The 12,406-nt window shown below is 56.7% G+C and carries 7 protein-coding genes and 4 tRNA genes; 7 read left to right on the plus strand and 4 right to left on the minus strand.

The genetic code is table 11. The features are described from left to right. Nucleotides 1-2 precede the first annotated feature (2 nt). On the minus strand, nucleotides 3-3,473 hold the full coding sequence (locus tag AACY07_RS05615; RefSeq protein WP_339473813.1) for a hybrid sensor histidine kinase/response regulator: 3,471 nt from the start codon (nucleotides 3,471-3,473) through the stop codon (nucleotides 3-5). 235 nt (nucleotides 3,474-3,708) lie between these two features. Here AACY07_RS05615 and AACY07_RS05620 point away from each other — a divergent pair, with 235 nt between their 5' ends. The 3 genes from AACY07_RS05620 to AACY07_RS05630 all read left to right on the plus strand — a co-directional run bounded on the left by AACY07_RS05620 (nucleotide 3,709) and on the right by AACY07_RS05630 (nucleotide 9,045). Further along, on the plus strand, nucleotides 3,709-5,748 hold the full coding sequence (locus AACY07_RS05620; protein WP_339473814.1) for a hypothetical protein: 2,040 nt from the start codon (nucleotides 3,709-3,711) through the stop codon (nucleotides 5,746-5,748). Between the two features lie 135 nt (nucleotides 5,749-5,883). Then, nucleotides 5,884-7,035 carry a TDT family transporter gene (locus AACY07_RS05625; RefSeq protein ID WP_326425639.1) on the plus strand — a complete coding sequence of 384 codons (1,152 nt, stop codon included), beginning with the start codon at nucleotides 5,884-5,886 and terminating at the stop codon, nucleotides 7,033-7,035. 135 nt (nucleotides 7,036-7,170) lie between these two features. Continuing rightward, nucleotides 7,171-9,045: an MFS transporter gene (locus AACY07_RS05630; RefSeq protein WP_339473816.1), complete on the plus strand. Its 1,875-nt coding sequence runs from the start codon at nucleotides 7,171-7,173 to the stop codon at nucleotides 9,043-9,045. A gap of 108 nt (nucleotides 9,046-9,153) precedes the next feature. Here AACY07_RS05630 and sugE read toward each other — a convergent pair whose 3' ends face one another. The 3 genes from sugE to rdgC all read right to left on the minus strand — a co-directional run bounded on the left by sugE (nucleotide 9,154) and on the right by rdgC (nucleotide 11,620). Then, on the minus strand, nucleotides 9,154-9,468 hold the full coding sequence (gene sugE / locus AACY07_RS05635; RefSeq protein ID WP_133075723.1) for a quaternary ammonium compound efflux SMR transporter SugE: 315 nt from the start codon (nucleotides 9,466-9,468) through the stop codon (nucleotides 9,154-9,156). Between the two features lie 118 nt (nucleotides 9,469-9,586). Continuing rightward, nucleotides 9,587-10,552, minus strand: a complete 966-nt coding sequence (locus tag AACY07_RS05640) for a bile acid:sodium symporter family protein (RefSeq protein ID WP_133075722.1) — start codon at nucleotides 10,550-10,552, stop codon at nucleotides 9,587-9,589. 147 nt (nucleotides 10,553-10,699) lie between these two features. Beyond that, nucleotides 10,700-11,620 (minus strand): recombination-associated protein RdgC, encoded by a 921-nt coding sequence (gene rdgC, locus AACY07_RS05645; protein ID WP_095037579.1) that lies wholly within the window; start codon nucleotides 11,618-11,620, stop codon nucleotides 10,700-10,702. Between the two features lie 160 nt (nucleotides 11,621-11,780). Between rdgC and AACY07_RS05650 the strand changes: the two genes are divergently transcribed. From AACY07_RS05650 to AACY07_RS05665, 4 genes are all read left to right on the plus strand, one after another. Beyond that, a tRNA-Val gene (locus tag AACY07_RS05650) sits at nucleotides 11,781-11,856 on the plus strand. 19 nt (nucleotides 11,857-11,875) lie between these two features. After that, a tRNA-Asp gene (locus AACY07_RS05655) sits at nucleotides 11,876-11,952 on the plus strand. 217 nt (nucleotides 11,953-12,169) lie between these two features. Next, nucleotides 12,170-12,245 (plus strand) — tRNA-Val (locus AACY07_RS05660). 19 nt (nucleotides 12,246-12,264) lie between these two features. Continuing rightward, nucleotides 12,265-12,341: transfer RNA gene (locus AACY07_RS05665), tRNA-Asp, on the plus strand. Nucleotides 12,342-12,406 lie beyond the last annotated feature (65 nt).

A 12,406-nucleotide genomic window follows, 5' to 3' on the forward strand; every position in this document is an offset into this window, starting at 1 on the left:
TGTCAAAGCGGCACATGCCTGCTCAGCAATGCTCTCAGAACCGCAGGCTTTACCGGCTTGGGCAGGTATTCAAGGCCTGCTGCATGCACCTCGGCAATCATCTCAGGGCGGCCATCGGCACTGATCACCACGCCGGGCACTGGTTCGCCCAATTGTGCCCGCAGCCAGCCCATCAGTTCTGTACCGACCTCGCCGTCATCCAGGTGGTAGTCAACCAACACCAGTTGCGGGCGCACGCCCTCGTTAAGCAGTGCCGCGCACTCTTCGCGGTTGCGTGCCGTCCAGACACGGCAGCCCCATCGAGTAAGCAGGCTCTGCATGCCGATCAGGATGCTGTCTTCATTATCGATACACAGCACCTGGGCGCCTGTCAGAGGTTGGCCATTCTGCTCAACGACGACGGGCTGCGGTGAGGCCTGGCTCTTCGCCATCGGTACGCGGACGCTGAACACGCTGCCAAAACCGGGCCATGAGCGAACTTGCAGGGTGTGGCCGAGCACCTGGCACAAGCCGTCGGCAATCGCCAGGCCCAGGCCCAGGCCTTTTTCGGCACGGGTCTGGTGGCTGTCGAGGCGTTTGAACTCTTCAAAAATGACCTGCAGTTTGTCTTCCGGGATGCCCGGTCCTCGGTCCCACACCTCAAGGCACAGTTCGCCGCCGCGTCGCCGTACGCCCAGCAACACAGGACCTTTGGCGTAGCGAAAGGCGTTTGTCAGAAAGTTCTGCAAGATGCGGCGCAGTAATTTGATGTCGCTGTTGATCCGTACACGGCTGCCGCGAACTCTGAAGTTCAAGCCCTGTTCCTGTGCCTGGGCGGTGAACTCATTGCCCAGGGTTTCAAACAGATCGTTAATGGCGAAAGGCTTGATGTCGGGGGTGATCTTGCCGTTTTCCAGGCGCGAAATGTCCAGCAGGTCGCTGATCAGGTCTTCTGCGGAGCGCAATGAACTGTCCAGATGCTGCACCAGCTTCTGGGCATCCGCGCTCAAGCCATCTTCCTGATGAGAGAGGGCGGCCGAGAACAGTCGTGCGGCGTTCATCGGCTGCATCAGGTCATGGCTGACGGCAGCCAGGAACCGGGTTTTGGACTGGCTGGCAGTTTCGGCCACGCCTTTGGCTTCGGTCAGCGCCTGATTCAACTGCGACAGTTCAAATGTTCGCTCGGCCACCCTTTGCTCCAGGCCCTCATTGGCCTCGGTCAGGGCCTGTTCGGCTTCGCGGAACGCGGTGATGTCGGTAAAACTCATCACGAAACCGCCGCCCGGCATGGGGTTGCCGATCAGTTCAATCACACGGCCATTGGGAAACAGGCGTTCAGACGTGTGCGCCCGACCCTGACGCATCCAGTGCAGGCGACGGGCCACATGAACTTCCGCTTCGCCGGGGCCGCACAGGCCCCGTTCTGCATTGTGACGAATGATGTCTGCAATCGGGCGGCCTACGCTGATTAACCCGTCGGGGTAGTCGAACAGCTCAAGATAGCGGCGATTCCAGGCCACCAGTTTGAGTGACTGGTCGACCACGCTGATGCCCTGAGTAATGTTTTCAATCGCGCCCTGAAGCAGCGCTCGGTTGAACTGCAGCACTTCCGAAGCTTCATCGGCAATGCGTACCACGTCCTCCAGTTGCATTTCCCGGCCTTCAATGGCCGCTTTTACGACCGCGCGAGTAGATGACGCGCCAAGTACCCCGGCCAGCAGTCGTTCAGTGTGAGCGATCCACTCGCCGTTGGCGTTTTGGTTGGGGTTGAAGCCCTTGCCCTGACGGTACGCGAAGCGAATAAAGCTCTGGTGGGCGCGTTCTTCGCCGACAAAACGTGCCGCGAGGGCGAGCAAGTCGTTGACCTGTACCGAGAGCATGGAGCGGCCACTGGGGTGGCTGCTCAACTCCTGGCCGATAAAACGCCCGGCCTGCCAGTGCTCTGACACCCGGGTGCGCGACAGCACCGAGACCCAGGCGAACAGGGTGAAGTTGCCGGCCAGCGACAGCACCACGCCTTGGGTCAGCGGGGTGATGGACAGGCCCAGCGGGTTGCTGTGCAGCCACGCCAGCCCCGGGAAGTGGCTCAGGTGCCAGCCAAAGCTGTGGGCGATGATCGGCAGCACCAGGGTGTAAAACCAGATAAAGGTGCCTGTGGCCAGTCCGGCAAAAACGCCCCGGCGGTTGGCTTGCTTCCAGTACAGGGCGCCGAGCATGGCCGGGGCCAGTTGAGTGACGGCAGCGAAAGCGATCTGGCCAATGGTGGCAAGGCTGGCGGTCGAACCCAGCAAGCGGTAGCTGACATAGGCCAGCAGTAGAATCACCACAATCGATACGCGCCGGACCGAGAGCATCCAGTGGCGGAACACTTCGAACGGGCGCTCGGCGTTTTTGTGTCGCAGTAGCCACGGCAGGAGCATGTCGTTGGAGACCATGGTCGACAGCGCGACACTGGCAACGATCACCATGCCGGTAGCAGCCGATGCCCCGCCAATAAATGCCAGCAATGCCAGTGCCGGGTGAGCCTGGGCCAGCGGCAGGCTGATCACGAACGAGTCAGGCAATACTGAGCTGGGCAGCAACATTTGCCCGGCCAGGGCAATCGGCACCACGAACAGGCCTGCGAGAATCAGATAGGCCGGAAACACCCATTTGGCCAGTTGCAGGTCTTGGGGCTCGATGTTTTCAACCACCGTGACGTGGAACTGTCGGGGCAGGCAAATGATCGCCATCATGGCCACGCCGGTCTGGACCACCATCGAAGGCCAATTGATGGTTTCCTTCCAGTACTGCTCAAGTCGCGGCGCTAGCATGGCCTGGTTGAACAGGTCGTCAAAACCGTCATACAGGCCATAAGTCACAAAGGCGCCTACCGCGAGAAAGGCGAACAGTTTGACCAGCGACTCAAAGGCAATGGCCAGCACCATGCCCCGGTGGTGTTCTGTGGCGTCGAGGTTGCGCGTGCCAAACAAGATAGTGAACAGCGCCAGCACCAGCGTCACGATCAGTGCCGTGTCCTCGACCCGGGAGCCGGTGGCGTCGGCGCCAGCCCCGATCAGCAGGTTAACCCCGAGCACAATACCTTTGAGTTGCAGGGCGATATAAGGCAGCACTCCCACCAGGCAGATCAGTGCCACCACAATCGCCAGCGACTGGGATTTGCCGTAGCGGGCGGCGATAAAGTCGGCAATGGAAGTGATGTTCTCCTGCTTGCTGATCATCACCATCTTTTGCAGTACCCAGGGCGCGCATACCAGTAGCAGCACAGGTCCCAGGTAAATCGGCAAGAACGCCCAGAGCTGTTCGGCAGCCTGACCAACGGCGCCGAAGAAGGTCCAGCTGGTGCAGTACACGGCCAGCGACAGGCTATACACCCACGCGCGAACCCGCGGCGGCAGCGGTTTGCTGCGCCGGTCACCGTAAAAGGCAATGGCGAACATGATGGCCATATAGGCGAGGGCGACGGCGGCGATAAGCCCGCTGGACAACGACATGAACACTCCTGAACGTGTAAGACCCGAGCAATCCGGCTGCGGGAACCTAGTCTCGCATGATGTTCGGAGCGCGTCAGTGTCGACCATGGTCTGAGCGTGGTCAGGTGTCGCAGGAGGCAGTGTCTGACGTATGGCCGCTGTGAAGGTTTGATGGCAATTGGCCGCTAACCTAAAATGCCCAGCATCCAGGAAGCTCCCTGCGGTGTGCAGGGAGGGCCAATAAAAGGAAGTGCGTGTGAGAGCTGTTGGGCGTTCATTGAGTGATTTTGAGCCGCTATTCAAACTGGAGCAGGCGTTGTTGACCGCGTGCAGGAAAGGGGGGGTTGCTCAGGGACAGACGGAGTGCCCTGAAGAGGCGAGCGATGATAATAAAGTGCGTGCTGAATTTATCCGCTTCTTATTGTTGGGGGCTGATGACGATATTGAGATCCATGAAAATGGTGTTCGGCTGAGCAAGGCTTATGTAACGGGTATTCTCGACTTAAGGTATGCGACTGTCGATTATATTTTCAGTCTTGGTGCATCTACGCTTGAGAGAATTACAGTTTTTTCAAATGTGCAGTTCAAACAGGCTGTGAGCCTGGCGGGGTCGCGTTTAAAGGGGCTTAAGGCGCGGGGCATGTCTGTGCGCGGTGATTTCAAGGCAACTAAAATTCAATCCAGTCACCCTGTCGACCTTAATGGTATATCGGTTAGAGGTGGTGTGGATTTCTCTGGCGCTGTTCTCCAGAGTAGTTCCACACATTCCTTGACGGCCATTGACGCAAAAATACAAGGTGGTTTGTTTTTTGCGGACGGTTTCACGGCCGAGGGTCTGGTTAGAGTGGTGGGCGCGGAAGTAGGAGGGCAGTTCAACTGCCGGGGCGGAGCGTTTTTGAATGACGAGAAGTCTTTGGATGCAGGCAACATAAAGGTCGGTAGAGGTGTCTTCCTGATTGGTGGGTTCAAGTCTTGCGCAGAAGTTTCATTTATTGCTGCCACCGTAAAAGCCCAATTCTGCGTGCAAAACGCCACGCTGTCCTGCAAGAAAGGCGTAACGCTCACCGCGGACAGAATTCGTGTGAATGGCAATTTGTATATGGACAAAGGCTTTGTCAGCGAAGGGTGTGTGTCGTTGAATGGCGGTGAAATCCTTGGGCAGTTGAATTGTGCAGGAGCCAGATTTGTCGGGAAACAACCATTCTCCTTGGCCGGTAATAACTTGCACGTTACAGGGGCCGCTAACTTGGGCGGTGGTTTTTCCTGTGAAGGAATTGTCAGCTTTCATGCCGCGAAATTTGAGAGTGACCTCAGTTTTAGTGGGGCTGAGAGTATCGCTGAACTAAGAGCTAATCGTGCCTGTATAAAAGGTGCTCTTATTATTTCGAAAGTAAAAAAAACCGTGCATAAAGTTTCGTTGGCGGGCGCCTATGCTACCGCGCTTAACGATGATGCCAGCTCTTGGGGCAAGCAATTGGTGCTTAATGGTTTTGTGTATGACTTTCTGGATGTGCACAACACCATGTCGGTGAGCGAACGTGTTAAATGGCTTAAAAAGCAGTGGGTGAAATCGCCCCGTCCAAATACTGAAAATCCTAGTGTGCCGACGGCATTCGTACCGCAGCCATGGTTGCAACTCAAGAATGTTCTGGAGAGCATGGGCCGTGCAGAAGAGTCCCGCGAAATTGGCATTGAATACGAACGCCATCGTGCAAAATGCGGACAGATAGGGTTGAGCCCTGCCACGTGGAACCCTGTGCGTCGTGGTCTCAATTGGGCCGTCGCGAATGCTTTGCATATTAGCTATGGCAAATTGATCGGTTACGGCTATCGTCCCTTGCAGCTCCTGCCGTGGTTTTTAGGGGTATGGTTTCTCACTACCGCACTTTATTGGTACGCCGCCATCCAAGGCGCGGTATTTGCCCCCAGCGACCCGTTGATTTTTCAAAATCAGGCTTATATGACGTGTCAGCCTTCCAGTGATGAAACCTTCGAGCCTGCTCCCGGGACTGGCAATTGGTATCTGTGCAACGCTCTGCCCCAGGAGTACACAGGTTTCAGCCCCGTAGCGTTTTCTCTTGATCTGTTGCTCCCCTTGGTGGATCTGCATCAAGAGAAGGACTGGGCGCCCTTGATCGAAACCCCCAAGGCGAATATTGGCGAGGAAATGTTGGGCATCCTTACTCTCAAACGCTTTGTGCGGTTCATCATGTGGTTTGAAATTTTAGCGGGGTGGGTGTTCAGCCTGTTGTTTGTGGTCATCGTGTCCGGCCTGGCGCGTCGCAAGGAGCAATAGCGGGTCCGAATCCTTGAACTGTGCAAGTCGTTCAATATCTGTAAAGTAGATAACAGTTAGAGAAATTACCCGTTATATAGATATTCGATTTGGTTCTACTCTAGTCCTACCTCACTTGAGGAACAGGAGGAACCCATGACTTGCCCTAACAAAGCCAATGCCGGTTTTCGGCCATTCAGCCACTTGCAGCACCCTCGCGAAGTGATCCGCCAGTTCACCCCGAACTGGTTTGCCGCGACCATGGGGACGGGGGTGTTGGCGTTGGCCCTGGCCCAGTTGCCGGTGCATATCCCTGGCCTGCGTGCCTTTGCCGAGGGGCTATGGCTGTTCAATATCGGTTTGTTCATTCTGTTCAGCGTGCTGTATGGCGCGCGCTGGATGCTTTACTTCGACGAGGCGCGACGTATTTTCGGGCACTCCACGGTGTCGATGTTCTTCGGCACCATCCCTATGGGCCTGGCGACCATCATTAACGGCTTTCTGGTGTTCGGCGTGCCGCGCTGGGGCAGCGAGATGGTGCAGGTGGCCGAGGTGCTGTGGTGGATTGATGTGGCCATGGCGCTGGGCTGCGGCGTGCTAATCCCTTATCTGATGTTTACCCGCCAGGATCACAGCATCGACCAGATGACCGCTGTCTGGCTGTTGCCGGTAGTCGCAGCAGAGGTCGCGGCGGCCAGTGGCGGGCTGTTGGCGCCCTATCTGACGGATACCGCCGCGCAGTTCCACGTGCTGATTACCAGCTATGTGCTGTGGGCATTTTCGGTGCCGGTGGCGTTCAGTATTTTGACCATTTTGATCCTGCGCATGGCGCTGCATAAGTTGCCCCACGAGAGCATGGCGGCTTCCAGCTGGCTGGCTTTGGGGCCCATTGGCACCGGCGCCCTGGGCCTGTTGCTGCTGGGGGCCGATGCTCCGGCGATTTTTGCCGCCCATGGCCTGGCGCGGATCGGTGAAATCGCGGAAGGTCTGGGGCTGATCTCAGGGGTTATTTTGTGGGGCGTTGGCTTGTGGTGGATCGTTATCGCGGCGCTGATCACGATTCGTTACTTCCGCTCGGGTATCCCGTTCAATCTGGGCTGGTGGGGCTTTACCTTCCCGCTGGGGGTGTACTCGCTGGCCACCTTGCGCCTGGGCAGCATGTTGCAGCTGACCTTCTTTGATGTGGCCGGTTGTGTGCTGGTGGTAGCGCTGGCGCTGATGTGGCTGCTGGTAGGGACTCGCACGGTGCAAGGCGCTTATCGTGGTGAGCTATTTGTGTCGCCGTGTATTGCAGGCTTGAAGAAGTAAAACGTGTGCTCGGGTTCTGTGGGGAAACGCTGAAAAAGGTGTAGCCGCAAACAGAACCCGAGCAAGGTTGTGTCCTGAGTGTTACAACGGCCCTCCAAAGAGAAAGCCTATCAGCGCAACGTGAGTACATGGACGATGAGCCACCCCTCGCAATTCAGTTTGCTAAGCAAGCGCCGCTTCCTGCCTTTCTTCGTGACCCAGTCCCTGGGCGCTCTCAATGACAACCTGTTCAAGCAATCCCTGATTCTGGCCATCCTTTATAAGTTGAACATCGAGGGTGATCGGGGAATTTGGGTCAACCTCTGTGCGCTGCTCTTCATCGTGCCGTTTTTTCTGTTCTCGGCGCTGGCTGGCCAGTTCGGTGAAAAATACCCCAAGGACCGCCTGATTCGTCTGATCAAGTTGGGTGAGATTGCGATCATGATCGTCGCGGCCATAGGGTTTGCCTTCGATCATCTGGTCCTGATGCTGATTGCCCTGTTTGCGATGGGCACACATTCGGCACTGTTCGGACCTGTGAAGTATTCGATCCTGCCGCAAACCCTACGTGAAGAAGAGTTGGTCGGGGGGAATGGCCTGGTCGAGATGGGCACTTTTCTGTCGATTCTGGCGGGCACCATAGGGGCCGGGATCATGCTGTCGTCGAGCAATTACACCGTGGTTGTTTCAGGGGTGATCATTGCCGTGGCGGTGCTGGGCTATGTGGCCAGCCGCGGTATTCCGCCCGCGCCGGCGGATACACCACAACTGCGGCTGAACTGGAATATCTTCAGCGAATCATGGGCGACGTTGCGCATGGGGCTAAATCAGACCCCAGCCGTGTCGCGTTCTGTAGTGGGTAACTCGTGGTTCTGGTTTGTCGGTGCGATTTACCTGACGCAGATCCCGGCCTATGCCAAAGACTGGCTGTATGGCGATGAGACCGTGGTGACGCTGATCCTCACGGTGTTCTCGGTGGGCATCGCTCTGGGATCGCTGCTGTGCGAGAAACTGTCGGGGCGCAAGGTCGAGATTGGTCTGGTGCCCTTCGGCTCATTTGGCCTGACAGTGTTCGGTCTGCTGCTGTGGTGGCATTCGGGGCAGATGCCGCAAAACATTCAGGCCAACGATTGGCTGGGTGTCCTGGGGTTCAGCCAGGCCTGGTGGGTGCTGTTCGATATTCTCGGGCTGGGGGTGTTTGGTGGTTTCTATATAGTGCCGCTGTACGCGCTGATTCAGTCGCGCACCTCGGAAAGTGAGCGGGCGCGGGTCATTGCCGCCAACAACATTCTCAATGCGCTGTTTATGGTGGTGTCGGCGCTCGTCACCATCCTGTTGCTCAGTGTGGCCAAGCTGACGATTCCCGAGTTGTTTCTCGTGGTGTCGTTGATGAATATCGCGGTCAACACTTACATTTTCAAAATCGTTCCTGAATTCAGCATGCGTTTCATGATCTGGCTGTTGAGCCACTCTATGTACCGCGTGCAGCACAAACATCTGGAACTGATCCCCGATGAGGGGGCGGCATTGTTGGTCTGCAACCATGTGTCATTTGTAGATGCCTTGCTGATAGGCGGGGCGGTACGTCGTCCAATTCGCTTTGTGATGTATTACAAAATCTACAATCTGCCGGTGCTCAACTTTATCTTCCGCACTGCAGGCACGATTCCCATTGCCGGGCGTGCTGAAGACGAAGCTATTTATGAGAAGGCGTTCGACAAGATTGCCCAATATCTGAACGATGGCGAACTGGTGTGCATCTTCCCGGAGGGCAAACTCACTACGGATGGGCAGATCAATGAATTCAAGGCGGGAGTGAAGCTCATTCTGGAGCGCACGCCGGTGCCGGTGATTCCGATGGCGTTGCAGGGGTTGTGGGGCAGCTTTTTCAGTCGCGACCCGAACAAGGGGTTTTTCCATCGACTGTGGTCGCGGGTAACGCTGGTTGCCGGTGCACCGATAGCGCCCGGTGACGCCACGCAAAAACTGTTGCGTGAACGGGTGATGGCGTTGCGCGGGGCGGTCAAATAGGGAACACAAATGTGGGAGCGGGCTTGCTCGCGATGCAGGCGCTGCGGTTTGTCAGTAAAACCGCGTCGATTGCTATCGCGAGCAAGCCCGCTCCCACAGTTTATTGCGTTATGCGCTGATCTTGAGGCCAACCAGGCCGGCAATGATCAGTGCAACACTGGCCAGTCGGAACAGCGCCATCGATTCACCAAACAGGATGATTCCTGCGATGACCGTACCGACTGCGCCTACACCCGTCCAGATTGCGTAGGCAGTGCCCAGTGGCAGTTCTTTCATGGCCAGGCCCAGCAAGCCAAGGCTGATAATCATGGCGCCGACGGTCAGGGTTGTAGGTAGCGGGCGGGTAAAGCCTTCGGTGTATTTCAGGCCGACGGCCCAGCCAACTTCAAACAGGCCGGCGAAAAACAGAATGATCCAGGACATGGTTATCTCCATCAACTGACGGGGTCGTCCCCAGAATAATCACTCGATGAGTCGCGAGGTCGTCCTCGCAGTGCGCAGTATATTGCACATGATTAATCCGTCAGGCAACCCCGAAATTTCACTCAGTTGCAGCCTTGGCTGCTGCCAGGCGATCTTCTTTCTCGCTCATGCGACGGAAATACGTCGACAGCAACGCCCCCGAAATGTTGTGCCATACACTGAACAGCGCGCTGGGTACGGCCGCCAGCGGTGAGAAGTGTGCGCTGGCCAGTGCCGCGCCCAGCCCGGAGTTCTGCATACCGACTTCCAGGGCCAGGGATTTACGCTGGGCCAGCGGCAGCTTGAACAGACGACCGGTAAAGTAGCCGAGCAAATAGCCGAAGCTGTTATGCAGCATGACCACGGCCATGATCAGCAATCCTGACTTGGCGATCTGAGCCTGACTGGCCGCTACGACGGCGGCGACGATGATCACGATGCTGACCACCGAGACCAGGGGCAGTACGTCGACGGCAAAGCGCACCCGTGCGCCGAGCAAGCGTTGGGCCAGTACCCCCAGCACAATGGGTAGCAGCACAACTTGCAGGATCGACCAGAACAACTCCATAAATGAAACCGGCAACCAGGCGGAAGCCAGCAACCAGATGAGCGCCGGGGTCAGCAATGGTGCGAGGAGGGTGGTCACGGCGGCAATCGCAACAGACAGTGCAAGATCGCCGCGTGCCAGCCAGGTCATGACGTTGGACGATGTGCCGCTTGGGCAGCAGCCGACCAGAATCACGCCAACGGCGATTTCGGGTGGCAAGTGGAACACTTGGCAGAGCAACCACGCCACGCCGGGCATGATCACGAAATGAGCGACCACGCCCAGTGCCACGCGCCACGGATGGCGGGCGACTTCTGCGAAGTCTTCGAGTTTGAGTGTCAGCCCCATACCGAACATCACGACACCCAACAGGGGCACGATGTAGCCTTTAAGGCCGACAAACCAGGCAGGTTCAAGAAACGCCAGCACGGCGAAAATCAGCACCCAGTAAGCAAAGGTATTACCGACAAAGCGGCTTAAAGCAGCAAGTGCGCGCATGGTGGTCCTTTTTATAGTTGTGTTGAACCTGTAGTCGCTGCCGCAGGCTGCGATGGTTTCGAAGCGACACCCCGCTTCCATTTATAGAAAGCGAAGGTCCTTCGGCCCTTTTCGCAGCCTTCGGCAGCTGCTACGGGAGGAGAGCTATTAGATCCCTTGTGGAATCTCTTCGCCGCCCAATGCTTCGAACAGCTGCGGCAAGAACTCGCCGAAGGTCAGCATCATCAAGGTGAAGCTGGCGTCCTGCTGGCCCAGATCGTCGTCACCGCCGTCCTGTTCAGCCTGGTCTTGCAGCAAGTCTTCGAACTTGAGGCGTTTGACCACCAGTTTGTCGTCCAGCACGAACGACAGTTTGTCCTGCCACGCCAGCGACAGTTGGGTAACCACTTTACCGGTGCTCAAGTGCAGCTGGATTTCGTCGCTGGTCAGGTCCTGACGCTTGCAGCGAATGATGCCGCCGTCTTCATGGGTATCGCGCAGCTCGCATTCGTCGAGGACGAAGAAGTTGTCGGCGGCTTTTTGGGTCTTGACCCATTCGGTCATAACGGCGCTAGGTGCGATTTTGACTGCGAGAGGGCGAACGGGCAGCGAGCCGATCACTTCACGCAAGGTAGACAGCAGGTCTTCCGCGCGTTTTGGGCTTGAAGCGTTGACCAGGATCAGGCCCTGCTTGGGAGCGATGGCGGCAAAGGTCGCCGAGCGGCGAATAAAGGCACGCGGCAGAAAAGCCTGGATGATTTCATCCTTGAGCTGATCGCGCTCCTTCTTGTAGACCTTGCGCATTTGCTCGGCTTCGATCTCTTCGACCTTCTCCTTCAAAGCATCACGTACAACGCTGCTCGGCAGGATACGTTCTTCTTTACGGGCGGCGATCAGCAGGAAGTCCTGGCTGACGTGAACCAGTGGCGCGTCTTCGCCTTTGCCGAACGGGGCAACGAAACCGTAGGTGGCTACTTCCTGGCTTGAACACGGGCGGGCCAATTTGGTGGCCAGTGCAGTTTCCAGCACCTGCGCATCAAAAGGCAGATCTTGGGTCAGGCGATAGATAAGCAGGTTTTTGAACCACATGGGGTGAATCACTCCTTTATACAAAGACGCATTATTCGCTTGATAGCCTTAATAGGCCAACCCTGCGCTAAGCCTTTGTCACCGTTAGAAAAATTATTTTAAAAAGTGCTTGCCAGACTATAGGTCGCTACGTAGAATGCGCGCCACACCGAGAGTGAAAGGGTGATTAGCTCAGCTGGGAGAGCATCTGCCTTACAAGCAGAGGGTCGGCGGTTCGATCCCGTCATCACCCACCATTCGCTCACAGTGTTACGCGCAGCGGTAGTTCAGTCGGTTAGAATACCGGCCTGTCACGCCGGGGGTCGCGGGTTCGAGTCCCGTCCGCTGCGCCATTTTTTGTACCACAAGCCCCTTGAACGCTTGTGGTTGGGTAAGCTCGCTGAATGCAGGCTTTCCTGAAAGGCTTCGATTTTGCAGTTCGCTGCAAAATCAAAGATGCAGGGCGTTGGAAACGGAAGTTTTTACCGGGTTTTGAAAAAAACTTGAATAAAAACAACCACTTACACAAAAAGTGTGAGAGAATGCGCCCCGCAACGAAAGTGAAGTAAAGGGTGATTAGCTCAGCTGGGAGAGCATCTGCCTTACAAGCAGAGGGTCGGCGGTTCGATCCCGTCATCACCCACCACTTACTTTCAATGTTACGCGCAGCGGTAGTTCAGTCGGTTAGAATACCGGCCTGTCACGCCGGGGGTCGCGGGTTCGAGTCCCGTCCGCTGCGCCATATTTTGAACACAAGCCCCTTGAACGCTTGTGATCAGCAAGAAGCCTGCCTAGTGCAGGCTTTTT

It is taken from the genome of Pseudomonas sp. RL_5y_Pfl2_69 (assembly GCF_963970465.1).
Lineage (GTDB): Bacteria > Pseudomonadota > Gammaproteobacteria > Pseudomonadales > Pseudomonadaceae > Aquipseudomonas.

What these genes read in the sequence shown, in the direction of transcription:
- AACY07_RS05615 (WP_339473813.1), bottom strand. Translation starts at nt 3,473, where the DNA reads ATGTCGTTGTCCAGCGGGCTTATCGCCGCCGTCGCCCTCGCCTATATG.
- AACY07_RS05625 (WP_326425639.1), top strand. Translation starts at nt 5,884, where the DNA reads ATGACTTGCCCTAACAAAGCCAATGCCGGTTTTCGGCCATTCAGCCAC.
- AACY07_RS05630 (WP_339473816.1), top strand. Translation starts at nt 7,171, where the DNA reads ATGAGCCACCCCTCGCAATTCAGTTTGCTAAGCAAGCGCCGCTTCCTG.
- sugE (WP_133075723.1), bottom strand. Translation starts at nt 9,468, where the DNA reads ATGTCCTGGATCATTCTGTTTTTCGCCGGCCTGTTTGAAGTTGGCTGG.
- AACY07_RS05640 (WP_133075722.1), bottom strand. Translation starts at nt 10,552, where the DNA reads ATGCGCGCACTTGCTGCTTTAAGCCGCTTTGTCGGTAATACCTTTGCT.
- rdgC (WP_095037579.1), bottom strand. Translation starts at nt 11,620, where the DNA reads ATGTGGTTCAAAAACCTGCTTATCTATCGCCTGACCCAAGATCTGCCT.